The organism is Oceaniradius stylonematis (genome assembly GCF_003149475.2).
Classification (GTDB): domain Bacteria; phylum Pseudomonadota; class Alphaproteobacteria; order Rhizobiales; family Rhizobiaceae; genus Roseitalea; species Roseitalea stylonematis.
The window spans coordinates 420,954-443,779 of sequence record NZ_QFWV02000008.1 but is presented as its reverse complement, the minus strand read 5'-3'; the positions used below and the strand labels follow the sequence as shown (position 1 = coordinate 443,779).

Sequence of the window (22,826 nt, the reverse complement as noted above, 5' to 3'; positions counted from 1 at the left end):
GCTAGGCGCGCTCCCCGGCGTCCTGCCGCGCCTTCATGAACATCGGCCCGCCGCGCCAGCGCGGAAACCCGTAGCCGCTGGTCATGACGACATCGATATCGCCCGGCCCGGACGCAATGCCTTCGTCGAGAACCTTTTGCGCCTCGCTCTGCATGGCCGACACGATGCGGTCCATGATCGCGTCGTCCGGCAGACTGGCGGGCTCGATGCCCTTGCGTGCGCGTTCGGCGTCGATCAGCGCGGTCACCTCGGGATCGGCAACCGGCTTTGCGTCTTCGTAGCGATACCAGCCGGCGCCGGTCTTGCGGCCGAAGCGGCCCTGTTCGCAGAGCTTGTCGGCGATCGCCACATAGCGTTCGTTTGGATCGCGGGTGGCGGCGCGCCGCTTGCGCATCGCCCAGGCGATGTCGAGGCCGGCCAGATCCTGCATCTCGAAGACGCCCATGGGAAAGCCGAAGTCGCGCATGGCGCGGTCGACATCTGCGGGCAGTGCGCCGTCCTCGATCAGGTAATCGGCCTCCCGCCGATAGGCGGACATGATGCGGTTTGCGATAAAACCGTCGCACACACCGGACAGGACCGCGGTTTTTCTCAGGCGCTTTGCGAATGCCGCGGCGGTGGCCACGACATCGTCGGCGACGCGGTCCGGCACGACGATTTCCAGAAGCTTCATGATGTGGGCCGGCGAAAAGAAGTGCAGACCGATGACACGCGAGGGATCGGCGACAGTGGACGCGATGGCGTTGACGTCGAGATAGGAAGTGTTGGTCGCCAGGATCGCATCGGCCTTTGTGACAGTGTCGAGGGTGGCGAAAACGGCTTTCTTGACGTCCATCTCCTCGAAGATCGCCTCGATGACCAGATCGGCCCGCGACAGCGGGGCATAGCCGTCATGGGCCGAAAAGCGGTTGCCGATAGCGGCGCGCATCGTCTCATCGACGATGCCGCGCCTGGCGCTTTGATCGAGGATCGACGACACGCGTTCGTGTGCGGCCTGCGCGGCTTCGCCGTCGCGCTCGACGAGGATCACGGTCAGACCGGACAGAAGGCAGGCCGCAGCGATGCCTGCGCCCATGGTGCCGCCGCCGATCACGCCGACAGTGCCGAACGGGTGCGGTCTGCCCTTGCAGCGCGGATCGGACAGCGTCGCCCGTTCCGCCATGAAGATGTGCCGCAGCGCCGCCGACTGATCGGAGGCTTTCAATTCAAGGAAAGCATCGCGCTCGGCGGCCAGAGCCTCGTCGGCCGGCAATTCGAGAGCGCGTGCGACGGCGTGCACGGCCGCTTCGATCGATTGCTGCCCGCGCGCCTTGGCAATCAGCTTGGCCTTCTGGGCGGCGAAGGAGTCCGCATCCGCCGGGTGCCGGACCGGACGTTCAAGCGTTCGCGGCTCGTCGCCGGTCGTCGATCGCGCCATGTCCCGTGCGGCGGCCAGAAGGTCGCCTTCGGCGACTTCATCAACCAGCCCGGCGCGATGCGCCTGCGCCGCGCCGACCGGCTTTCCGCCGGCGACCATCGTCAGCGCGGTCTCTGCCGGCACCAGACGCGGCAACCGCACTGTGCCGCCGGCACCGGGGATCAGGCCGAGATTGACTTCCGGCAGACCCAATTTTGCGTCGTCGGCGGCAATCCGCGCGCGGCATGCCATGGCCAGTTCGAGCCCGCCTCCAAGCGCGGTGCCGTGGATCGCGGCGATCCATGGCGTGTCGGCTGTCTCGATCGCCGCGACCACGTCGGGCAGATGCGGTTCCTTCGGCGGCTGGCCGAACTCGCGAATATCGGCGCCGGCGACGAATGTCCGGCCCGTGCAGCGCAGGATGACGGTGCGGACGGCCGGGTCGGCGTCGCAGGTAGCAACGGCTTCCATCAACCCCTGGCGGACGGCGTGTGACGCCGCATTCACCGGCGGGTTGTCGATCGTGACGACGGCGCAATCGCCGTCCCGTTCAAGCGTGACGGCCATGGCTTACTGGAACGCCTGCAGGCCGGTCTGGCCGCGGCCGAGGATCAGCGCGTGCACGTCGTGCGTGCCCTCATAGGTGTTGACCGCCTCGAGGTTCATCACGTGCCGGATGACGCCATATTCGTCCGAAATGCCGTTGCCGCCATGCATGTCGCGCGCCTCGCGCGCGATCGCCAGCGCCCTGCCGCAATTGTTCCGCTTCATCAGGCTGATCAGTTCGGCTGAAGCCGTGTGATCGTCGATCATCCGGCCCAGCCTGAGCGCGCCCAGAAGGCCCAGGCTGATATCGGTCTGCATGTCGGCCAGCTTCTTCTGGATCAGCTGGGTGGCCGCAAGCGGCTTGCCGAACTGCTTGCGGTCCATCGTATAGTCGCGCGCCGCAAACCAGCAGGCTTCGGCGGCGCCCATCGCGCCCCAGGCGATGCCGTAGCGGGCGCGGTTGAGGCAGCCGAACGGGCCGGCCAGGCCCTCGGCGTGCGGCAGCAGATTGTCCTGGGGCACGAAGACCTCGTCCATCTGGATCATGCCGGTGGTCGAGGCGCGCAGGCTGAACTTGCCCTCGATCTTCGGTGTTTCCAGCCCGTCCATTCCGCGCTCAAGAATGAACCCCTTGATGGCGTTGTCATGTGCATCGGACTTGGCCCACACGATGAAGACATCTGCGATCGGGCTGTTGGTGATCCAGTTCTTGGCGCCCGACAGCCGGTAACCGCCATCGACCGGTTTGGCGCGGGTGGTCATGCCGCCGGGGTCGGAGCCGTGATCGGGCTCGGTCAGGCCGAAGCAGCCGACCCATTCGCCGCTTGCCAGCCTGGGCAGAAATTTCGACCGCTGGGAATCGGTGCCATAAGCGAAGATCGGGTGCATGACGAGGCTGGACTGGACCGACAGGGCCGAGCGGTAACCCGAATCGATGCGCTCGACCTCGCGGGCGACCAGGCCGTAGCCGACATAGTTGGCGCCGACGCCGCCATACTCCTCGGGGATGGTCGAGCCGAGCAGGCCCAACTCGCCCATTTCATTCATGATTTCGCGATGGAACACTTCGTGCCGGTTGGCTTCGACGACGCGCGACGACAGCCGATCCTGACAATAGGCCGCGGCGCTGTCGCGGATCATCCGTTCCTCGTCGGTCAACTGGTCGTCGATGAGAAACGGGTCCTCCCAGTTCAGCCGTGCCGGGCGGGCGCGGGCGGTTTCGGGCGTCTGCCCCACATGCGTCGCTGCATCGGCCATCGGCGATCTCCCTTTGCTGCGGTGCGCGGAGGCTATCGTTCCGAGCGATATGTTTCAAGCAAGAAATTTTATGCTTGAAATAGATTGAACCTCGTGCCACGCTTCGATCCCAGAGGCAGGGAGAGGCAGATGCGCATCGCATGCCTGGGAGGAGGGCCGGCAGGCCTGTATTTCGCGATCTCGATGAAGCTTCGGGATCCGTCGCACGACATCGTCGTCATCGAGCGCAACCGGCCGGACGACACGTTCGGATGGGGCGTGGTTCTGTCCGACGAGACGCTGGAGAATCTGGCGGACAACGACCCGGCCAGCGCCAGGGCAATCGGCGCGAACTTCGCCTATTGGGACGATATCGCGCTTCATTTCCAGGGGCAGCGGCTGGTCTCCACCGGGCACGGCTTTTGCGGCATCGGCCGCATGAAGCTGCTGGAGCTGCTGCAGGATCGCGCCCGCGAACTGGGCATCGAGATGCGCTTTGAGACCGAGATCGAGAGCGCCGAGGATTACCGGCGCGACTTCGATCTTGTCGTCGCCAGCGACGGGCTGAACTCCAAGACGCGGACGCTCTACGCCGACACGTTCAAGCCGGACATCGAGCAGCGGCTGTGCCAGTTCGTCTGGCTCGGCACGCGCCAGACCTTCGCCGACGCCTTCACCTTCATATTCGAGCAGACCGAACATGGCTGGGTCTGGGCCCACGCCTACCAGTTCGATGACGACACCGCGACGTTCATCGTCGAGTGCGCGCAGGACACGTTCGACGCGTTCGGCTTCGGGCAGATGAGCCAAGAAGAGAGCATCGCCGTCTGCGAGGCGATCTTCAAGGATCATCTGGGCGGTCACAGTCTGATGACCAACGCCAACCACATTCGCGGTTCGGCCTGGCTGCGTTTTCCCCGGGTGCTGTGCGAAAAGTGGAGCCACGAGAACGTCGTTCTGCTGGGCGATGCGGCGGCGACCGCGCATTTCTCCATCGGGTCGGGCACCAAGCTGGCGTTCGAATCCGCCATCGCGCTCGCCGAATATCTGCACACCGAGGCCGATATGACGGCGGCGTTCGCCAAATATGAGGACGAACGGCGGCTGGAAGTGCTGCGGCTGCAATCGGCGGCGCGCAACTCGCTGGAATGGTTCGAGCATGTCGATCGCTATCTGCATCTCGATCCGGTGCAGTTCTACTATTCGATGCTGACCCGGTCGCAGCGGATCAGCCATGAAAATCTGCGCCTGCGCGATCCCGACTGGCTGCGCTCGGCGGAGAAATGGTTTCAGGAAAAGGCGGGCGTTGGCGCCAACGCGCCGGTGCGCGCGCCGATGTTCGCGCCGTTCAGGCTGCGCCGCATGGACCTCAAGAACCGCGTCGTCGTTTCGCCCATGGCCCAGTATAAGGCCGTCGACGGTTGTCCGACCGACTGGCATTTCGTCCATTACGCGGAGCGCGCCAAGGGCGGGGCGGGGCTCGTCTATACCGAGATGACCTGCGTCTCTCCCGAAGGGCGGATCACGCCCGGCTGCCCGGGACTTTACGCGCCCGACCATGAAGCCGCCTGGCGCCGGCTGACCGAGTTCGTTCACGCCGAGACCGACGCGAAAATCTGCTGCCAGATCGGCCATTCGGGCCGCAAGGGCTCGACCCAGCTTGGGTGGGAGGAAATGGACGCGCCGTTGCCCGACGGCAATTGGGAAACCGTCTCGGCGTCACCGATCCCGTGGTCGGACCGCAACCCGGCGCCGCGCGAGATGAGCCGGGCCGACATGGACATGGTGCGCGACCAGTTCGTCGCCGCGGCCGAAATGGCGGACCGGGCCGGCTTCGACATGATCGAGCTGCACGCGGCGCACGGCTATCTGGTCTCGTCCTTCATCTCGCCATTGTCCAACCGGCGCAGCGACGCGTATGGCGGCAGCCTCGAAAACCGGATGCGCTGGCCGCTGGAACTGTTCGCGGCGATGCGCGCGGCATGGCCCGCCGACAAGCCGATGTCGGTGCGGATTTCCGCGCACGACTGGGTCGGCGAGGAAGGCGTGACGCCGGATGAAGCGGTCGAGATCGCGCGCATGTTCGAGCAGGCCGGCGCCGATATCATCGATGTTTCGGCCGGCCAGACCTCGACCGATGCCCGGCCGGTCTATGGCCGCATGTTCCAGACGCCGTTCTCCGACCGCATCCGCAACGAGACCGGGGTCGCCACCATGGCGGTCGGCAACATCTACGAAGCCGATCACGTCAATTCGATCCTGATGGCGGGACGCGCCGATCTGGTCTGCCTGGCACGGCCGCATCTGGCCGATCCCTACTGGACCGTTCACGCCGGCGCCGCGATCGGCGACCGCCACGAGAAATGGCCCGATCCCTATCTCGCCGGCCGCGACCAGCTTTGGCGGCTGGCCGACCGCGAGGCGGACATGGCGGTGCGCGTATGACGCTCGATGGCCGGCATGCGGTGATAACGGGCGGTGGCTCTGGCGTCGGGGCGGCGACCGCGCGCGCCTTCGCCGATGCCGGCGCGGTGGTCACCGTGATGGGCCGGCGCGAAGAGCCGCTACGCGCGCAGGCCGAACATGAAAGGATCGGCTACCAGCTATGCGATGTCACCGACGCCGACGCGGTGACAAAGGCCTTCGAGGCTGCGCGGGACGCCTGCGGGCCGGTGTCGATCGTTGTCGCCAATGCCGGCGACGCCGCGTCCAAACCGTTCGCGGCGATGCAGGCGATCGATCTCGATGTCATGCTTGCGGTCAACGTCACGGGCGTCTTCAACGCCTACAAGGCCGCGCTTGCCGACATGCAGGCGCTTGGCTGGGGACGCATGATCGCCACCGCCTCGACAGCCGGGCTGAAGGGTTATGGCTATGTGTCGGGCTATTGCGCCGCCAAGCACGGCGTCGTCGGGCTGACGCGGGCGCTGGCGATCGAACTGGCGCGCACCGGCATCACCGTGAATGCCATCTGCCCCGGCTTCATCGAGACACCGCTTCTGGATCGGTCCATCGAAACGATCGTGGCGAAAACCGGCAAGAGCGCCGAAGAGGCCGCAAAATCGCTGCGTGCCGGCAACCCGCAGGGACGTTTCATCCAGCCCGACGAGGTGGCGCAGACCGCGCTGTGGCTGGCCAGCGACGCCGCCCGGTCCGTCAACGGCCACGCGCTGAGCATATCCGGGGGCGAGATATGATGCCCAAGACCCACCCGACCAGCGAACCGCTCTCCAAGCAGAGGCTGCGTCTGTGGCTGCGGTTTTTGAAGGCGCAAAGCTCGATCGAAGCCGAGATCCGGCGGCGGCTGCGCGACCAATACGGGTCCACCCTGCCGCGTTTCGATGTCATGTCGGCGCTGGCCCGGTTTCCCGACGGTCTGAAGATGAGCGAAATCTCCGGCCTTCTGAAAGTGTCCAACGGCAATGTCACCGGCATCGTCGACCGTCTGACGCAGGACGGGCTGGCGCTTCGGGTTGCGGTGCCCGGCGACCGCCGGGCGCAACTGGTGCGGCTGACGCCGGCGGGCCAGTCGGCCTTCGCCGAACTGGCGCAAGCCCATGAGGCCTGGCTCGACGAGATGCTCGGCGGCCTCGGTCCGGACGAACTGGACGGCTTTGGCGAATTGCTCGACGGCGTGTCCGAACATCTTGGCGAAGGCGGAGACTAGGGCCATGCGCAGCGACACACAGCATTTCAAGTGCACGATCGACGGGCCGGTGGCACGCATCGCGCTGAACCGTCCCGAACGCAAGAACCCGCTGACCTTCGAGAGCTATGCGGAACTGCGCGACTGGTTCCGCGACCTTCACTATGATGATGAGGTGCACGCCGTGGTTTTCCTGCCTAATGGCGGCAATTTCAGTTCCGGCGGTGACGTGCACGACATTATCGGGCCGCTGACGCAGATGAGCATGAAGGAGCTTCTGGCCTTCACCCGGATGACGGGCGATCTGGTCAAGGCGATGATCCATTGCGGCAAGCCGATCATCGCCGCCGTCGAAGGGATTTGCGCGGGCGCCGGCGCGATCATCGCCATGGCGTCGGACCTGCGGGTTGCAACGCCGGACGCCAAGGTTGCCTTCCTATTCAACCGGGTCGGCCTTGCCGGCTGCGACATGGGCGCCTGCGCCATGCTGCCGCGCATCATCGGGCAGGGCCGGGCCAATGAGCTTCTGTATCTGGGCCGGTCCATGAGTGCCGAAGAGGGCCATGCCTGGGGGTTTTTCAATCGCCTGTCGGACGCGGCCGAACTGGAATCGGTGGCCATGGAACTGGCCGAACGCATCTGTGCGGGGCCGACATTCGCCAATGCCATGACCAAGACGATGCTGGCGCAGGAATGGTCGATGTCCCTCGATCAGGCGATCGAAGCCGAAGCGCAGGCGCAGGCCATCTGCATGCAGGGCAACGACTTCCGCCGCGCCTATGAGGCGTTCGCGGCGAAGAAGAAACCGGTCTTCGAGGGCGATTGATGGCGGACCGGAGCTTCCTCGACTGGCCCTTTTTCGACGATCGGCATCGCGCGCTTGCGGACGAAATCGATGGGTGGGCGGCCGGGCATCTGGGCGGCGTCGATCATGCGGACGTGGATGCGGCCTGCCGCACACTGGTCTCGGATCTCGGCGCGGCGGGGTTCCTGGAGCACACCGGCGCAGAGGACGGCAAGCTCGATGTGAGGACGCTGTGCCTGATCCGTGAAACGCTGGCGCGCCATGAGGGGCTGGCCGATTTCGCGTTTGCCATGCAGGGGCTCGGTACCGGCGCCATCTCGCTGTTCGGGTCGTCCGACCAGAAAGCGCAATGGCTGCCGCTTTCCCGCTCGGGCAAGGCGATTGCCGCCTTCGCGCTCACCGAGCCGCAATCGGGCTCCGATGTCGCCAACAGCACGATGACCGCCACACGCGATGGCGACGCCTTCGTGCTCGATGGCGAAAAGACCTGGATCTCCAATGGCGGCATCGCCGACGTCTACACGGTCTTTGCGCGGACCGGCGAAGCGCCGGGCGCCAAGGGCCTTTCGGCGTTCATCGTTCCCGCCGGCATCGACGGTTTCGAGGTCACCGAACGGCTGGAGACGATCGCGCCCCATCCGCTGGCGACGTTGCGTTTTTCCGCCTGCAAGATCCCGGCTTCGTCGATGATCGGCAATCCCGGCGAGGGGTTCAGGATCGCCATGTCGGTGCTCGACATCTTCCGCCCGACCGTCGGCGCAGCCGCGCTCGGCTTCGCGCGCCGGGCGCTCGATGAGTCGATCGGCCGGGTTGCAAAACGTCATGTGCAGGGCGCGCCGCTGTCCGATCTGCAGATGGTCCAGGGCCATATCGCCGACATGGCGCTCGATGTGGATGCGGCGGCGCTTCTGATCTACCGCGCCGCGTGGACCAAGGACATGGGTGCGCCGCGCATCACCCGCGAGGCGGCGATGGCCAAGCTTTTCGCCACCGACCGGGCGCAAGAGGTGATCGACAAGGCCGTCCAGCTTCATGGCGCCGACGGCGTCCGGTCGGGCCATGCCGTCGAGACGCTCTACCGCGAAATCCGGGCACTGCGCATTTACGAGGGTGCATCGGACGTTCAGAAAGTCGTCATAGCCCGCCAGACGCTCGGCGGCTGAAAAAGGAGGAGAACTGCAATGAAAGAGCTGGAAAAGGGCATCACCGAAAACGGTGTCGGCTACAAGGAAACGACCTGGAACATTCTCGGCCAGACCTATTATCCGAAGGCGGTTTGCGAGAGCACATTCGCCTTTGAAACGAACTCGGCTCCCGGCGATGCCGTGCCCGTGCACATCCACCCGACGCAGGACGAGTTCATTCTCGTGCAGGAAGGCGAACTGGACCTCAAGCTCGACGGCAAATGGACCAAGGCGCGTGAAGGCGATCTGGTGCGCATGCCCCGCGGCATTCCGCATGGCTATTTCAACAAGTCGGACAAGCCGTGCCGGGCGCTGTTCTGGGTCTCGCCGGCGGGCAAGCTGAAAGAGCTCTTCGAAGAACTGCACAACATGACCGATGTCGAGGCCGTCGTGAAAGTCTCGGCCGAGCACGATGTCGATTTCCTGCCACCGGAAGCCAATGAGTGAGCCATGCCCGCTCCCTCCGCCCATACCGATACCTTTACGCGTGACAACCTGCCGCCGCTCGACCAGTGGCCGGATCTGCTGCTGGACGGCTTCGACTATCCCGAACGGTTGAACGCGGCGGTCGAACTGACCGATGCGATGGTCGGCAAGGGTTTTGGCGACCACACTGCGCTTATCGGCAATGGCCGGCGGCGGACCTACAAGGAACTGACCGACTGGACCAACCGGCTGGCGCATGCGCTGGTCGACGATATCGGCGTCAAGCCGGGCAACCGGGTGCTGATCCGCTCGGCCAACAATCCGGCGATGGTCGCCTGCTGGCTGGCGGCGACCAAGGCCGGCGCCGTCGTCGTCAATTCGATGCCGATGCTGCGCGCGGCGGAGCTGTCCAAATATATCGACAAGGCCGAGATCGCCTTTGCGCTGTGCGACACGCGGCTGATGGACGAAATGGCGGCCTGTGCCGCTACAAACGCGTTCCTCAAACGTGTCGTCGGCTTTGACGGCACCTCCAACCATGACGCGGAACTGGACCAGCTGGCGCTTGAAAAGCCGGTCCGGTTCGATGCCGTCCAGACTGCGCAGGACGATGTCGCGCTGCTCGGCTTCACGTCGGGATCGACGGGCGAACCCAAGGCGACGATGCATTTCCACCGCGATCTGATGATCATCGCCGACGGCTATGCAGCCGAGGTGTTGGGCGTGACGCCCGACGATGTCTTCGTCGGCTCGCCGCCGCTTGCCTTCACGTTCGGGCTGGGCGGACTGGCCATCTTTCCGCTGCGTTTCGGCGCGACCGCGACGCTGCTGGAAAATGCCAGCCCGCCCAACATGATCGAGATCATCGAGAAGTACAAAGCGACCGTCTGCTTCACCGCGCCCACCGCCTATCGCGCCATGCTGCGCGGCATGGAGGAGGGTGCCGACCTGTCTTCGCTGCGTGCGGCGGTCTCGGCGGGCGAAACCCTGCCGGCGCCGGTCTATGAGGAGTGGCGGGAAAAAACCGGCAAACCGATGCTCGACGGTATCGGGGCGACGGAATTGCTTCACATTTTCATCTCCAACCGGTTTGATGATCACAAGCCCGCCTGTACGGGCAAGCCGGTGACCGGATACGAGGCGAAAGTGGTGGACGAAAAGGGCGACATCGTCGCGGCCGGAGAGATGGGACGGCTGGCCGTGCGCGGGCCGACCGGCTGCCGATATCTGCGTGGCGAGAACCAGGCCAAATACGTCATGGACGGATGGAACATCACGGGCGACACGTTCCGGGTCGATGACGACGGTTATTTCCATTTCGCCGCGCGCAATGACGACATCATCGTGTCGGCCGGCTACAACATCGCCGGGCCGGAAGTGGAGGCGGCACTGCTTGCTCACCCCGATGTGGCCGAATGCGCCGTCATCGGCGCACCGGATGAAGAGCGTGGGGCGATCGTCCAGGCCCATGTCGTTGTCGGTCCGGACGCATCGCCCGACGAGGCACTGGTCAAGACGCTTCAGGACCACGTCAAGGCGACGATTGCGCCGTACAAATATCCGCGCAGCATCGTCTTCGTGGACGCCCTGCCGAAGACGCAGACCGGCAAGGTGCAGCGATTCCGGCTGAAGCCGTCACCCCGTCACTGAAGAGGTCGTCATGAAGTGTGTTTTCGTTCAGTTCAGATGTCGTCCAGGCACCACCTACGATGTGGCCGATGAGATCGCGCGGCGGGAGATCCATTCCGAGCTCTATTCGACGAGTGGCGAGTACGACCTTCTGGCCAAGCTCTACATCCCCGAGGAGGAGGATATCGGCCGTTTCATCAATGACAGGCTGCTGGACATTGACGGGATTGAACGGTCGCTGACGACGCTGACATTCAGGGCGTTCTGACGTTTGCAAGAACCATCAAACAGGGAGAGAAACATGAAACTGAAAAGCCTTATGATGGCGGCCATGGCCGCCGCGGTGGTCCTGCCGGCCAGCGCAATCGCGGAAACCAAGGTCGGCATGATCACCACGCTGTCCGGCGGCGGCGCGGGTCTTGGCATCGACGTGCGCGACGGATTCCTTTTGGCGATCAAGCAGTCCGGCCGTGACGACATAGAGGTCATTGTCGAGGACGATCAGCGCAAGCCGGACGTCGCGGTTCAACTGGCCGACAAGATGGTCCAGGCCGAACAGGTCGACGTGCTGACCGGTATCATCTGGTCCAACTTGGCGATGGCCGTGGTGCCGTCGGTAACCGCGCAGGGCAAGTTCTACCTGTCGCCCAACGCGGGACCTTCGGCACTCGCGGGCGCGGGCTGCCATCCCAACTATTTCAACGTCGCCTGGCAGAACGACAATCTGCACGAGGCGGCCGGCGCGTATGCCAACAGCGCAGGCTACAGCAAATCGTTCATCCTGGCGCCCAATTATCCGGCCGGACAGGATGCGCTGACCGGCTACAAGCGCTTCTTCGAGGGCGAATTGGCGGGCGAGATCTACACGACGCTCGGCCAGACCGACTATGCGGCCGAAATCGCGCAGATCCGCGCTTCGGATGCCGACAGCGTGTTCTTCTTCCTGCCCGGCGGCATGGGCATCGCCTTCCTGAAACAGTATCGGGATTCGGGCATCGACATCCCCGTCGTCGGTCCGGCCTTCTCGTTCGATCAGGGCATCTTGCAGGCGGTCGGCGATGCGGCGCTCGGCGTGGTCAACACCTCGCAATGGAGCAAGGATATCGACAACCCGACCAATGCGGCCTTTGTCGAGAGCTTTCAGGCCGAATATGGCCGTCTGCCCTCGCTCTATGCCAGCCAGGGTTTCGATACCGCCAACCTCTTGATCTCGGCGCTTGAGAAGGCCGACGTCTCCAATGCCGACGCATTCCGCGACGCGCTGCGGGCCGCCGATTTCGACAGCACGCGCGGCGATTTCGAATTCGGCCCGAACCATCACCCGATCCAGACGATCTACGCGCGCGAGGTCATCAAGGAAGGCGATGTGTACACCAACAAGCTGATCGGCCCGGCGCTCGAGAACCATGCCGACGCTTATGCGGGCGACTGCCAGATGTAACCCGTTCGGCCGGCTCCTTCCCATGGAGCCGGCCATTGGAACCCTTTCCCATGTCCTTCATCCTCCTTGTCGAGCAGATCCTTAACGGTCTGCAGTTCGGCATCATGCTGTTCCTGATGGCGGCTGGCCTGACGCTGATCTTCGGCGTCATGGGGCTGATCAATCTGGCGCATGGATCGCTCTACATGATCGGCGCCTTCGCCGCCGCAACGGTGGCCGGCTACACCGGATCGTTCGTGCTGGCGCTCGCGGCGGCGCTTGCTGCGGCCGCGATCGTCGGCGCCATCGTCGAGCTGGTCGTGATCCGAAGGCTCTACGACAAGGATCATCTCGATCAGGTGCTGGCGACCTTTGCGCTGATCCTGATCTTTTCGGAAGGCACGCGCTGGCTGTTCGGCTCGTTTCCGCTGTTTCTCGACATTCCGGACTATCTGTCGGGACCGGTGACGCTGCCCGGCGGCATCCAATATCCGCTCTACAGGCTGTTCCTGATCGTGGTTGGCCTTCTGATCGCGCTTGGTCTCGGCGCCCTGATCACGAAAACACGGATCGGCATCCAGATCCGTGCCGGCGAGAACGATCGCGAGATGATCGCCGCGCTCGGCATCGACATTTCGCGCCTTTACACGCTGGTCTTCGCATTGGGCGCGGGGCTCGCCGGCATCGCCGGCGCGCTGGTGGGCGCGATCCAGTCGGTGCAGGTCGGCATGGGCGAGCCGGTGCTGATCCTCGCCTTCGTGGTCATCGTCATTGGCGGGATCGGCTCGATGAAGGGTGCGCTGATCGGCGCCATCCTCGTCGGGCTCACCGACACGCTCGGCGGCATCTTCCTGCCCGAACTGCTCAAGCTTTTCACCGATCCGGCGACCGCCACCTCGGTCGGTTCGTCGCTGGCGTCGATGGCGATCTACATCCTGATGGGTGCGATCCTGATCTGGCGGCCGACCGGCCTGTTCGGAGCGAAGTCATGATCGCCGAGCGCTATCTGAACGCCGCGATCCTGGCGATCTTCTTCGTCGTGCCGGCATGGGCCTGGTGGGCCAATGAGCCGTTCACGATCACGCTGATGACGCGGGCGGCGATCTTCGCACTGGCGGCGGTCGGCCTGAACGTCGCGCTCGGACTGGGCGGGCTGGTGAGCCTGGGCCATGCGGCATTCTTCGGCATTGGCGGCTACGCCATGGGTATCCTCGCTTTTCATGCCCAGACCGTCACGCCGGTGATGGAATGGCCGTTTGTCATCGAGGGCACCAAATCGATGCCCGTCATCTGGCTGACCGCGATCGTCCTGTCGGCGCTGGCGGCGCTGGTGATCGGGCATTTGTCGCTGCGCACGTCGGGCGTCTATTTCATCATGATCACGCTGGCGTTCGGCCAGATGTTCTTCTTCTTCTCGATCAGCTGGTCGGCTTATGGCGGCGAGGACGGGCTGTCGATCTGGGTGCGCAACGACTTTCCCGGGCTGAACACGCTGCAACCGATCCAGTTCTACGGCTTGTGCCTGGCGATCCTGTGCGCGGTGCTTTGGTTCACCAGCCGGCTGGCCAGATCGCCGTTCGGGCTGGCGCTCAACGCGGCGCGCCAGGTGCCGCAGCGGGTCGAAACCGTGGGGCTGAATGCGACGCGGCTCAAGCTGGTCGCCTTCGTGATCTCCGGCGCGATCACGGGACTGGCCGGCGCGCTGTTCGCCGATCTCAACCGGTTCGTCAGCCCGACCATGTTTTCCTGGCAGATGAGCGGCGAGATCATGGTGTTCATCATCATCGGAGGCGTGGCGCGGTTGTTCGGGCCGGTCGCCGGCGCGCTGGTCTTCGTGGCGCTCGAGCATTTCCTCGGCGGCCTGAGCGATTACTGGCTGGTCTATCTTGGCGCGTTGCTGCTGCTGATCGTCCTGTTCGGCCGCGGCGGGTTGATCGGCATCGTGTCCGGCCGGGAGAAAGCGCATGGCTGATCCCGTGCTCGCGACACATGGCATTTCCAAGAGCTTCGGCGCCCTGAAAGCCAGCGACGACGTTTCGATCGACCTTCGGCCGGGCGAGATCCATGCCATTATCGGGCCCAATGGCGCTGGAAAGTCGACGCTGATCGCGCAGATTTGCGGCACGCTGATGCCGGACGCCGGCAGCGTGCATCTGCTCGGTCGCGACGTCACGCAGCAAAGCACGCGCGCGCGCGCCAAGGCGGGGCTTGGCCGCACCTTCCAGATATCGGCGCTGGCGATGCAGGACACCGTGCTTCAGAACGCGGTTCTTGGCGCGCTGGGCGCATCTGGCCGGCCATGGCGCTTCCTGTCTCCGGCGCTCGAGGACGCAGATCTGCGCGCCCGCGCCGAGGCGGCGCTGGAGCGCGTCGGCCTTCAGGACCATGCGGCGACGCGAACCGCCGAACTCAGCCACGGCCAGCGGCGGCAACTGGAAGTGGCCGTCGCGCTGACGCTGGAGCCCAGCGTTTTCGTCATGGACGAGCCCATGGCGGGTCTGGGTTCGGAAGGATCGAAACGGCTGACGGGGTTTCTCGACGAATTGCGTCATGAGGCGCCGATCCTTTTGGTCGAGCATGACATGGACGCGGTGTTCACGCTCGCCGACCGGATCAGCGTTCTTGTCTACGGCAAGGTGATCGCCAGCGGCAGCATCGATGAGATCCAGTCGGACAGGCAGGTCCGGGAAGCCTATCTTGGAGAAGACGCGTGAGCCTTCTGTCGGTTTCCAACATCTCGGCCACCTATGGTGCCAGCCAGGCCCTGTTCGGCGTCGATCTTCAGATTGCCGAGGGCGAAGTCGTCGCGCTGATGGGCCGTAACGGCATGGGCAAGACGACCACCGTCAAATGCATCTGCGGCATGCTGCCCTTCAAAGGCTCGATCACCTTCAGCGGCCATGATCTGGGCCGGCTGCCAAGCCACAAGGCTGCCCGTCTGGGGCTGGGGCTCGTGCCGGAGGGCCGGCGCTGCTTTGCCGGTCTGACCGTATACGAGAACCTGATTGCTGCGGCGCGGCCGGGCTATTGGACCCATGAGCGTGTCGTCGAACTGTTTCCGCGGCTGGGCGAGCGGCGCAACCAGATATCGGCCTCGCTTTCGGGCGGCGAGCAGCAGATGCTGGCGATCGGCCGGGCGCTGATGACCAACCCGAAGCTGCTGATCCTGGACGAGGCGACCGAGGGCCTGGCGCCGATCATCAAGCAGGAGATCTGGGCGGCGATCGCCCGGCTGAAGACCGAAGCGGGTCTGTCGATCCTGATGATCGACAAGTCGCTGAAGGAATTGCGGGCGATCTGCGACCGGGCGACGATCATCGAGCGCGGCCGAACCGTCTGGCGGGGTGAGATGGCGGCGCTGACCAACGACGTGACCGAGAAATATGTGGGGGTCTGATGCGGTTATCCACCGGGGCACCTGCCCGGCAGATGACCGCTGAAGGCCGAACAGATTATGGACCAACGATCATGACCACCAAGACGATACAGCCGGACGATTGGGCGCCCGCCCGGGGATATGCCAATGGCATGCTGACGCCGGACGGCACGCTGCAGATCGGCGGGCAGATCGGCTGGAACAAGGACCAGGTGTTCGAGACGCACGATTTTGTCGGGCAGTTGGAGCAGACGCTGCGCAACATCGCCGCGATTGTCGAGGCCGCCGGCGGCAAGGTGACGGACATTACCAGGCTGACCTGGTTCATCACCGACAAACGGGCCTATGTCGCCCGGCAGAAGGAGGTGGGCGCTGCCTACCGCGCTGTGTTCGGCAAGCACTTCCCGGCGATGTCGGTGGTCGTCGTCAGCGGGCTGATCGAGGACGATGCGCTGATCGAGATCGAAGCGACGGCGCATCTGGCCTGATTTGTCTCCAACGGCAGGGACCTTCGCCGACCCTTTGTGCACGTCGCTCGCGGCTGCCATGGGCCGGGACGGTTTGCTGCCCTGGCCGTTCATTTCACGGAAGCCAGAACACGCGTTCCATCGACGCCCACCATTCACCGTCGCGACGCGTTTCGAAGGGCTGTTGCAGCGGGTCGCAGATTTTCCACCATTCCTGCATTGCAGGCTTGTCGCGCATGATCGCCATGTCGCGCCCGAAATCGGAACCGACATATTCCCAGTAGGCGAACAACAGGTTCTCGGGCTGCTTGAGGAAGATCGAATAGTTGCGGATGTTTGCTGCCGAAATGGCAGCCAGCACGTCCGGCCATACGTCGGTGTGCAGTTCGCGATACCGTTCGACCTGATCCGCCTTCAGGCCGATGCATAAACCCATACGTTGCATTTTCGTGTCCTTCCCGCATCGGCCGGCCGGCGTGCCGCCTTGACCCGTATCGACTGTTATATTAGTATTCTTATATTCCCATCGAGTTGCAACACCGTTTTTCAGGCGATTTTCAGACCATGTTGACGGCACCGACAGCGCGCGCACTCAGACTTACCGATGCCGATAACATCGTCGTGGCGATCGAGCCGTTCAGCGCCGGCGACACGTTCGCCGGCGTCACGGCTTCGCAACGCGTGCCGCGAGGCCACAAGATGGCGGTGGAGGCAATCGCGCGCGATGCGGCCGTGGTCAAGTATGGGCAGGTGATCGGCTTCGCCAGGGAAGACATCGCGCCGGGAAGCTGGGTGCACGAGCACAATGTCTATCTTCACAGCTTCGATCGCGATTACGCTTTCGGCACCGAAACCAAGCCCACCGCGTTCGTCACGCCGGAACGAAGGCGCACATTCCAGGGCTTCCGCAGGGCCAACGGCAAGTACGGCACCCGCAACTATGTCGCCGTGCTGACGTCGGTGAACTGCTCGGCGAGTGCCGCGCGCTTCATCGCCGACCACGTGACGAGGTCCGGTATCCTTGCCGACTATCCCAATGTCGACGGTGTCATTTCGCTGGTGCACGGCACCGGCTGCGGGCTGGACACGCATGGCGAGGCCTACGAGCTTCTCAAGCGCACGCAGTGGGGCTTTGCGACAAATCCCAACGTCGGCGGCGTGCTGATGGTGGGCCTGGGGTGCGAGGCGTTCCAGATCCCGCGCTGGATGCGGTCCTATGGCATCAGCGAGGACGCGACCTTTCGAACGCTGACGATCCAGGAAGTGGGCGGCACGCGCAAGACGGTGGAGGCGGGGGTGCGCGCGGTCGAAGAGATGCTGCCGATCGTCAACGAGGCGACACGCGGCGAGGCGCCGGCTTCGGAACTGATGCTCGCGCTTCAGTGCGGCGGCTCCGATGGCTATTCGGGCATCACGGCCAACCCTGCGCTGGGCGTGGCGGTCGATCTGCTGGTGGCCGAAGGCGGCACCGCAATCCTGTCGGAGACGCCGGAGATCTACGGTGCCGAACACCTTCTGATGCACCGTGCCGGTAGCACGCAGGTGGGCGAGAAGCTGGCGGAGCGCATCCGCTGGTGGGAGGACTATACCGCGCGCCACAACATGGAGATGAACAACAATCCGTCGCCCGGCAACAAGGCGGGCGGGCTGACGACGATCCTTGAAAAGTCTCTGGGAGCGGCGGCGAAGGGTGGCTCGACCAACCTCAACGGTGTCTTCGACTATGCCGATCCGGTCACGGCAAAGGGGTTGGTGTTCATGGACACGCCCGGCTACGACCCGGTCTCGGCGACGGGGCAGGTGGCCGGCGGCGCCAACGTGCTCTGCTTCACCACGGGGCGCGGTTCGGCCTTCGGTTGCAAGCCGACGCCTTCGCTGAAGCTGGCTTCCAACTCGTACATCTACGAGCAGATGAACGAGGACATGGACATCAACTGCGGCGATGTCCTCGATGGGGTCTCGCTGGCGCAGAAGGGTGAGGAAATCCTGCAGCGGGTTCTGGCGGTCGCGTCGGGCGAGCGGACCAAGTCCGAACAACTCGGCTACGGAGACAGCGAATTCGTTCCATGGTCGGTCGGGGCGACCATGTAGGGCCGCGCCGCCGCGTCAGGCGGCAGCGTCGAGTTCGCTCCACAACGCATCGGGTATCGCGCGCTCGAACCAGTCGACGCTGGACGCCACATCTTCGGCGGTTCTGGCGCCGACAAGCACCGACGTGACGGCTTCGTTGCGCATCGGAAACTGGAGTGCGGCAGCACCCAAAGGCACGTCGAAGCGGGCGCAGGTGGCGGCGAGACGATCGACCTTGCCGACGATCTCCGGCGGGGCGTCGCGATAGTCGAACTTGCGGTCGCCCGCATTGCCTGCCGCGAGGATGCCGGAGTTGTAGACGCCGCCCGCCACGATCGCGACATCGCGCGACTTCGCCTTGGCCAGAAGCGCCTCGCCCGACCGGTCGAGCAGCGTGTAGCGTCCGGCAAGAAGACAGCAATCGATGTCGGTCTCGTTCATCGCCTCGTCGATCGCCCGGGTCTCGTTGACCCCGAGGCCGAAGCCCTTGATCAGGCCCGCCGCCTTCAATTCGCGCAGTGCCCGGAAGCCGCCGCCGGTCAGATCCCTCCATGTCCGATCGTGCCGTTCGCCGTGGGTGACGCGGCCGATGTCGTGCACGAACAGCAAATCGATGTCCGGCAGGCCGAGGCGCTGCTGGCTGTCGTCGAAACTGCGCATCAGGCCGTCATAGCTGTAGTCGAAGACCTCGCGGAACCGAAGGCCGTTGTTCCAGCCGGTATCGAACGGGTTCTTCGGTGGTTCGGGCGGCAGTTCGCGGCCCGGGCGGGGCAGGGCCATCAGCCGGCCGACCTTGGTGCTGATGACAGCCTCCCCGGGGGCAATGTTTCCTTCGCGCAGGAAGTGCCCGAGAAGATGCTCGGCCCGCCCGAGCCCGTACATCGGCGCCGTATCGAAATGGCGGATGCCCGCCTGCCAGGCCGTCCGCAGTGCAGCCAGTGCGTCGCTCGCGGTGATGGACCGGTAGAGCCCGCCGAACGCGGCGCAGCCCAGTCCCAGCGCTGTCAACTCCAGACCGGCCCGCTTCACGGCCCTGCGTTGCGCTACCTTCACCTGCGTTCCTCCGGTCATTTGCCTTGTTTTGCGTGGGCCCGCAACGCAGCGCCGGGCCGCTCGGGTCAGGGCTCGCGCTCGCCGGCGTTCGCGTCGAGATAGGCAAGCGTGTTGTCGAGCGACGTCTGGAGATGGTTTTCCAGGGCCCGCATCGAGGCCTCCTGATCGCGTTTTGCCAGCGCTTCGAGGATGGCGCGGTGCTGGGCGATCGTCTCCTGGCCGGCGCCGGGGCTCGGCAGGGCCAGCAGCCGGCAGCGATCCATCTGGGCCTTGGATATGTCGACCACCTTCCACAGCATGTGCAGTCCGTTGACCTCGGCGATGTAGCGGTGAAAGTCGTCGTCGCGCGCAATCGCCTCGTCATATCGCGAGCGCTTCACCGCGGTCTCATGCGCATTGACGATGTCTTCGAGGTCCTGGACGTGGGAAGGCGTGATGCGCGGGGCAGCACGCTTGATGCTTTCCATTTCGAGCGCGATGCGGATGATGTATGATTCTTCGACCTGCTCGCGCCTGATGTCGGCGACAAAGGTGCCGTGCTGCGCGAAGACCCTGACGAGGCCCTCGTCGCTAACCTTCTTGACCGCTTCGCGCACGGGGGTGCGCGAGATGCCCAGTCGGGTCGCGATGTCGATCTCATTGATGGGCGCGCCGGGCGCAAGCTTGCCGGTGACGATGGCCCTGCGGACGAGCGAGTAGACCTGATCGCGCAGCGGGATCGCCCTGTTGAGAGCAACGCCGCCGAGAAAGGCCGACAGGCGGTCTTCGCTGGTCTGGTCGGGTGATCTTGAAATCATTGTCCCGTCCTCACGGCAGTTTGCGGTCACGTCGGGCACGGGCGATACCCCCGTGCCGGCAGGCTGTGTGAAGGCCGTTTCCGGCTTCACGAGGCTTGCATTATACTAGTGTAATATGCAAGGGCAATGCCGGAAATGCCGTTGCGCGGAATGAGCTGTGCACGGCCCGCAGGACATCGATCGGGGAGGATGGAGCAATCAACAAGTTGGATCTTGAAGGCCAGGTTGCGGTCATCACCGGCGGCGCACAGGGGCTGGGGTTTGCCTTTGCCAGGCGTGTTCTGGCCTCCGGCGCAAGGGTCTGTCTTTGGGACATTGGCGGCGAACGGCTGGCGGCTGCAAAGGCGGAACTCGGTGCGGGCGCCGATATGGCGGTCGTGGATATCGCCGACGCCGAGGCAGTCGCGGCAGCCCGCAAGGAGACCGAAGAGCGCCTCGGCCCGGTTTCCATTCTGATCAACTCGGCGGGCATTGCCGGTCCCAACCATACGCTCGAGGACTATCCGCTTGACGACTGGCGGCGCGTGGTCGACATCAACCTGAACGGCACGTTCTACGTGAACCGGGCCGTTGTGCCTTCGATGAAGGCGCGGAACTATGGGCGTATCGTCAACGTCGCCTCGGTCGCCGGCAAGGAAGGCAACCCCAACGCTTCGGCCTATTCCGCATCCAAGGCGGCGGTGATCGGCCTGACGAAATCGCTGGGCAAGGAATTGGCCGGCTTCGACATCGCGGTCAATTGCGTTACGCCGGCCGCCGCCCGCACGCCGATCTTCGACCAGATGAAGCAGGAGCATATCGACTACATGCTGTCGAAGATTCCGCGCGCGCGTTTCCTTGAGGTGGATGAGGCGGCGAACATGGTGGCCTGGCTGGTTACAAAGGAAAACAGCTTCACCACCGCGTCGGTCTTCGACCTTTCCGGCGGCCGCGCCACATACTGATCGTTTCATTCGGGAGATAGTCATGAAGCTTGTTCGTTTTGGCGATGCCGGTGCCGAGAAGCCGGGCCTGATCGATGCCGACGGGGAGATCCGCGATCTTTCCGGCGTCATCGCCGACATTGCGGGCGAGCATCTGCACCCCGACGCCCTGACGGCGCTGTCGCGAACCGATCCGCAAAGCCTGCCGCTTGTCTCCGGCAAGCCGCGCATCGGCCCGTGCGTTGCAGGGACGGGCAAGTTCATCTGTATCGGCCTCAACTATGCCGACCATGCCGCCGAGTCGGGCATGGAGGTGCCCTCCGAGCCGGTGATCTTCATGAAGGCGTCCTCGGCGATCGCCGGCCCGGACGACGACGTTCTGATCCCGCGCGGGTCGGAAAAGACCGACTGGGAGGTCGAACTCGGCGTGGTGATCGGCAAGCCGGCGAAATACGTCGCCGAAGCCGATGCGATGGATCATGTGGCCGGCTATTGCGTGACGCATGACGTTTCCGAGCGCGCCTTCCAGGCGGAACGGCAAGGCCAGTGGACGAAGGGCAAGAGCTGCGACACGTTCGGTCCCGTCGGTCCCTGGCTGGTCACACGAGACGAGATCGCCGATCCGCAGAACCTCGGCATGTGGCTGAAGGTGAACGGCGAGACCATGCAGGACGGTTCGACGAGGACGATGGTCTACGGCGTGGCGCATCTGGTCGCCTACCTGTCGCAGTTCATGTCGCTGCTGCCCGGCGACATCATCTCGACCGGCACGCCGCCCGGCGTCGGCATGGGCATGAAGCCGCCGCGCTATCTCAGAGACGGCGATGTCGTCGAACTCGGCATAGAAGGGCTGGGAAGCCAAAGGCAGACGTTCCACGCGGACGGGTAGGACAGGCAGATGGCAGCCGCGCCCGTCATCGACGCCCATCATCACTTCTGGCAGGTCCGGCGCGGCGACTATCACTGGATGGCGCCCGGGATGGGCGAGCCGCTCCATCGCGACTTCATGCCGGAAGACCTTGCCCCGCTGCTGCGCAAGGCCGGCGTGGACGCGACGGTGGTCGTGCAGGCGGCGCAAACCGAGGCGGAGACCGCATTCCTGCTGGAGCTGGCGGCGCAAACGCCGTTCGTCGCCGGCGTCGTCGGCTGGCTCGACATGGACGAGGCCGGCTTCGGCGCCAAGCTCGATCTGCTGGCGCGGCAACCCAAATTCGTCGGCCTGCGGCCGATGCTGCAGGATCTGGCGGACGACGCCTACATTGTGCGACCCGCGGTGCTTGCCAATCTCAAGCTGCTGGCGGAGCGCGGCATCGCTTTCGACATTCTGGCTTGTCCCCGACACCTGCCGCATGTCGTTCGCGCGCTGGAAGCGGTGCCGGGCCTGAAAGCCGTCATCGATCATATCGCCAAGCCGGACATCGCGTCCGGTGCGTTCGACGGATGGGCCGTGAACGTGGCAAGCGTCGCTTCCTTCCCGAATGTGCATTGCAAGCTCTCGGGCATGATCACCGAGGCCGACCATCGGCTGTGGAGGCCGAAGGACCTGGAACCTTATTTGGATCATGTCGTCGGGCTGTTTGGCCCCGACCGGCTGATGTTCGGGAGCGACTGGCCGGTATGCCTTCAGGCGGGCAGCTATGCCGAGGCCCTGCAGGCGCTTCGGGCGATCCTCGACGGGCGCCTCACGGAAGCGGCAAGGGATGCGGTCTACGGCCTGAACGCGTTACGCTTCTACGACCTTGCTCTGTAGGCCGCCGAGAAAGCCGGAGGGCGTCGCTTGCGTCGTCTATTATATTAGTGTAATAGAACAATGCATATCCCATGCCGGAATGAGGGGCAGGGGTGTGCCGTC

At 64.6% G+C, this 22,826-nt stretch carries 23 protein-coding genes; 18 read left to right on the top strand and 5 right to left on the bottom strand.

The genetic code is table 11. The features are described 5' to 3' along the window. Position 1: 1 nt before the first annotated feature. Positions 2 to 1,963: a 3-hydroxyacyl-CoA dehydrogenase NAD-binding domain-containing protein gene (locus DEM25_RS15335; RefSeq protein WP_109767463.1), complete on the bottom strand. Its 1,962-nt coding sequence runs from the start codon at positions 1,961 to 1,963 to the stop codon at positions 2 to 4. A gap of 3 nt (positions 1,964 to 1,966) precedes the next feature. Beyond that, on the bottom strand, positions 1,967 to 3,199 hold the full coding sequence (locus DEM25_RS15330) for an acyl-CoA dehydrogenase (protein WP_109767462.1): 1,233 nt from the start codon (positions 3,197 to 3,199) through the stop codon (positions 1,967 to 1,969). Between the two features lie 129 nt (positions 3,200 to 3,328). On the opposite strand from DEM25_RS15330, the gene DEM25_RS15325 reads away from it, so the two are divergent. The 14 genes from DEM25_RS15325 (at position 3,329) to DEM25_RS15260 (ending at position 16,152) form a co-directional block, all read left to right on the top strand. After that, entirely contained in the window at positions 3,329 to 5,623 is a 2,295-nt protein-coding gene (locus DEM25_RS15325) for a bifunctional salicylyl-CoA 5-hydroxylase/oxidoreductase (protein ID WP_109767461.1), read from the top strand. Further along, complete coding sequence (locus DEM25_RS15320) at positions 5,620 to 6,375, top strand: SDR family NAD(P)-dependent oxidoreductase (RefSeq protein ID WP_109767460.1); 756 nt, start codon at positions 5,620 to 5,622, stop codon at positions 6,373 to 6,375. Before DEM25_RS15325 ends, DEM25_RS15320 begins: the two co-directional genes overlap by 4 nt. Then, positions 6,375 to 6,845: a MarR family winged helix-turn-helix transcriptional regulator gene (locus tag DEM25_RS15315; protein WP_245412933.1), complete on the top strand. Its 471-nt coding sequence runs from the start codon at positions 6,375 to 6,377 to the stop codon at positions 6,843 to 6,845. The genes DEM25_RS15320 and DEM25_RS15315 overlap by 1 nt, the downstream gene beginning before the upstream one ends. 4 nt (positions 6,846 to 6,849) lie before the next feature. Beyond that, positions 6,850 to 7,650, top strand: coding sequence for an enoyl-CoA hydratase family protein (locus tag DEM25_RS15310; RefSeq protein ID WP_109767458.1), 801 nt, complete (start codon positions 6,850 to 6,852; stop codon positions 7,648 to 7,650). Next, positions 7,650 to 8,792 (top strand): acyl-CoA dehydrogenase family protein, encoded by a 1,143-nt coding sequence (locus tag DEM25_RS15305; protein ID WP_109767457.1) that lies wholly within the window; start codon positions 7,650 to 7,652, stop codon positions 8,790 to 8,792. Before DEM25_RS15310 ends, DEM25_RS15305 begins: the two co-directional genes overlap by 1 nt. Before the next feature lie 18 nt (positions 8,793 to 8,810). Further along, positions 8,811 to 9,260 (top strand): cupin domain-containing protein, encoded by a 450-nt coding sequence (locus tag DEM25_RS15300; RefSeq protein WP_109767456.1) that lies wholly within the window; start codon positions 8,811 to 8,813, stop codon positions 9,258 to 9,260. Positions 9,261 to 9,263: 3 nt separating this feature from the next. After that, a complete protein-coding gene (locus DEM25_RS15295) occupies positions 9,264 to 10,889 on the top strand; it encodes an AMP-binding protein (RefSeq protein ID WP_109767455.1) in 1,626 nt (541 codons plus the stop codon). Between the two features lie 10 nt (positions 10,890 to 10,899). Beyond that, positions 10,900 to 11,136 (top strand): Lrp/AsnC ligand binding domain-containing protein, encoded by a 237-nt coding sequence (locus DEM25_RS15290; protein ID WP_109767454.1) that lies wholly within the window; start codon positions 10,900 to 10,902, stop codon positions 11,134 to 11,136. Positions 11,137 to 11,169: 33 nt separating this feature from the next. After that, entirely contained in the window at positions 11,170 to 12,309 is a 1,140-nt protein-coding gene (locus DEM25_RS15285) for an ABC transporter substrate-binding protein (protein WP_109767453.1), read from the top strand. 50 nt (positions 12,310 to 12,359) lie between these two features. Continuing rightward, positions 12,360 to 13,280: a branched-chain amino acid ABC transporter permease gene (locus DEM25_RS15280; RefSeq protein ID WP_109767452.1), complete on the top strand. Its 921-nt coding sequence runs from the start codon at positions 12,360 to 12,362 to the stop codon at positions 13,278 to 13,280. Then, positions 13,277 to 14,260: a branched-chain amino acid ABC transporter permease gene (locus tag DEM25_RS15275; RefSeq protein ID WP_109767451.1), complete on the top strand. Its 984-nt coding sequence runs from the start codon at positions 13,277 to 13,279 to the stop codon at positions 14,258 to 14,260. Before DEM25_RS15280 ends, DEM25_RS15275 begins: the two co-directional genes overlap by 4 nt. Beyond that, positions 14,253 to 15,002, top strand: coding sequence for an ABC transporter ATP-binding protein (locus DEM25_RS15270; RefSeq protein ID WP_109767450.1), 750 nt, complete (start codon positions 14,253 to 14,255; stop codon positions 15,000 to 15,002). Before DEM25_RS15275 ends, DEM25_RS15270 begins: the two co-directional genes overlap by 8 nt. Next, positions 14,999 to 15,685: an ABC transporter ATP-binding protein gene (locus tag DEM25_RS15265; protein WP_109767449.1), complete on the top strand. Its 687-nt coding sequence runs from the start codon at positions 14,999 to 15,001 to the stop codon at positions 15,683 to 15,685. Before DEM25_RS15270 ends, DEM25_RS15265 begins: the two co-directional genes overlap by 4 nt. 71 nt (positions 15,686 to 15,756) lie before the next feature. Further along, entirely contained in the window at positions 15,757 to 16,152 is a 396-nt protein-coding gene (locus DEM25_RS15260) for a RidA family protein (RefSeq protein ID WP_109767448.1), read from the top strand. A gap of 94 nt (positions 16,153 to 16,246) precedes the next feature. Here DEM25_RS15260 and DEM25_RS15255 read toward each other — a convergent pair whose 3' ends face one another. After that, a complete protein-coding gene (locus DEM25_RS15255; protein ID WP_109767447.1) occupies positions 16,247 to 16,576 on the bottom strand; it encodes an L-rhamnose mutarotase in 330 nt (109 codons plus the stop codon). Between the two features lie 119 nt (positions 16,577 to 16,695). Between DEM25_RS15255 and DEM25_RS15250 the strand changes: the two genes are divergently transcribed. Next, the gene (locus tag DEM25_RS15250; protein WP_109767446.1) at positions 16,696 to 18,222 is read left to right on the top strand and encodes a UxaA family hydrolase; all 1,527 of its coding nucleotides are present in this window, start codon (positions 16,696 to 16,698) and stop codon (positions 18,220 to 18,222) included. A 15-nt stretch (positions 18,223 to 18,237) separates the two neighbouring features. Here DEM25_RS15250 and DEM25_RS15245 read toward each other — a convergent pair whose 3' ends face one another. Further along, positions 18,238 to 19,272 (bottom strand): aldo/keto reductase, encoded by a 1,035-nt coding sequence (locus DEM25_RS15245; RefSeq protein ID WP_109767445.1) that lies wholly within the window; start codon positions 19,270 to 19,272, stop codon positions 18,238 to 18,240. A gap of 47 nt (positions 19,273 to 19,319) precedes the next feature. Then, a complete protein-coding gene (locus DEM25_RS15240) occupies positions 19,320 to 20,051 on the bottom strand; it encodes a GntR family transcriptional regulator (RefSeq protein WP_120222789.1) in 732 nt (243 codons plus the stop codon). Between the two features lie 197 nt (positions 20,052 to 20,248). Here DEM25_RS15240 and DEM25_RS15235 point away from each other — a divergent pair, with 197 nt between their 5' ends. From DEM25_RS15235 to DEM25_RS15225, 3 genes are read left to right on the top strand one after another with little or no spacing between them, the layout of a single operon-like run. Then, positions 20,249 to 20,995: an SDR family NAD(P)-dependent oxidoreductase gene (locus DEM25_RS15235; RefSeq protein ID WP_109768301.1), complete on the top strand. Its 747-nt coding sequence runs from the start codon at positions 20,249 to 20,251 to the stop codon at positions 20,993 to 20,995. 22 nt (positions 20,996 to 21,017) lie between these two features. After that, positions 21,018 to 21,863 (top strand): fumarylacetoacetate hydrolase family protein, encoded by an 846-nt coding sequence (locus DEM25_RS15230; RefSeq protein WP_109768285.1) that lies wholly within the window; start codon positions 21,018 to 21,020, stop codon positions 21,861 to 21,863. A gap of 9 nt (positions 21,864 to 21,872) precedes the next feature. Continuing rightward, entirely contained in the window at positions 21,873 to 22,724 is an 852-nt protein-coding gene (locus tag DEM25_RS15225; protein ID WP_109768284.1) for an amidohydrolase family protein, read from the top strand. Positions 22,725 to 22,826 lie beyond the last annotated feature (102 nt).

Coding starts and splice junctions, on each gene's coding strand:
- DEM25_RS15335 (WP_109767463.1), bottom strand. CDS start 1,963: ATGGCCGTCACGCTTGAACGGGACGGCGATTGCGCCGTCGTCACGATC.
- DEM25_RS15330 (WP_109767462.1), bottom strand. CDS start 3,199: ATGGCCGATGCAGCGACGCATGTGGGGCAGACGCCCGAAACCGCCCGC.
- DEM25_RS15325 (WP_109767461.1), top strand. CDS start 3,329: ATGCGCATCGCATGCCTGGGAGGAGGGCCGGCAGGCCTGTATTTCGCG.
- DEM25_RS15320 (WP_109767460.1), top strand. CDS start 5,620: ATGACGCTCGATGGCCGGCATGCGGTGATAACGGGCGGTGGCTCTGGC.
- DEM25_RS15315 (WP_245412933.1), top strand. CDS start 6,375: ATGCCCAAGACCCACCCGACCAGCGAACCGCTCTCCAAGCAGAGGCTG.
- DEM25_RS15310 (WP_109767458.1), top strand. CDS start 6,850: ATGCGCAGCGACACACAGCATTTCAAGTGCACGATCGACGGGCCGGTG.
- DEM25_RS15305 (WP_109767457.1), top strand. CDS start 7,650: ATGGCGGACCGGAGCTTCCTCGACTGGCCCTTTTTCGACGATCGGCAT.
- DEM25_RS15300 (WP_109767456.1), top strand. CDS start 8,811: ATGAAAGAGCTGGAAAAGGGCATCACCGAAAACGGTGTCGGCTACAAG.
- DEM25_RS15295 (WP_109767455.1), top strand. CDS start 9,264: ATGCCCGCTCCCTCCGCCCATACCGATACCTTTACGCGTGACAACCTG.
- DEM25_RS15290 (WP_109767454.1), top strand. CDS start 10,900: ATGAAGTGTGTTTTCGTTCAGTTCAGATGTCGTCCAGGCACCACCTAC.
- DEM25_RS15285 (WP_109767453.1), top strand. CDS start 11,170: ATGAAACTGAAAAGCCTTATGATGGCGGCCATGGCCGCCGCGGTGGTC.
- DEM25_RS15280 (WP_109767452.1), top strand. CDS start 12,360: ATGTCCTTCATCCTCCTTGTCGAGCAGATCCTTAACGGTCTGCAGTTC.
- DEM25_RS15275 (WP_109767451.1), top strand. CDS start 13,277: ATGATCGCCGAGCGCTATCTGAACGCCGCGATCCTGGCGATCTTCTTC.
- DEM25_RS15270 (WP_109767450.1), top strand. CDS start 14,253: ATGGCTGATCCCGTGCTCGCGACACATGGCATTTCCAAGAGCTTCGGC.
- DEM25_RS15260 (WP_109767448.1), top strand. CDS start 15,757: ATGACCACCAAGACGATACAGCCGGACGATTGGGCGCCCGCCCGGGGA.
- DEM25_RS15255 (WP_109767447.1), bottom strand. CDS start 16,576: ATGCAACGTATGGGTTTATGCATCGGCCTGAAGGCGGATCAGGTCGAA.
- DEM25_RS15250 (WP_109767446.1), top strand. CDS start 16,696: ATGTTGACGGCACCGACAGCGCGCGCACTCAGACTTACCGATGCCGAT.
- DEM25_RS15245 (WP_109767445.1), bottom strand. CDS start 19,272: ATGACCGGAGGAACGCAGGTGAAGGTAGCGCAACGCAGGGCCGTGAAG.
- DEM25_RS15240 (WP_120222789.1), bottom strand. CDS start 20,051: ATGATTTCAAGATCACCCGACCAGACCAGCGAAGACCGCCTGTCGGCC.
- DEM25_RS15230 (WP_109768285.1), top strand. CDS start 21,018: ATGAAGCTTGTTCGTTTTGGCGATGCCGGTGCCGAGAAGCCGGGCCTG.
- DEM25_RS15225 (WP_109768284.1), top strand. CDS start 21,873: ATGGCAGCCGCGCCCGTCATCGACGCCCATCATCACTTCTGGCAGGTC.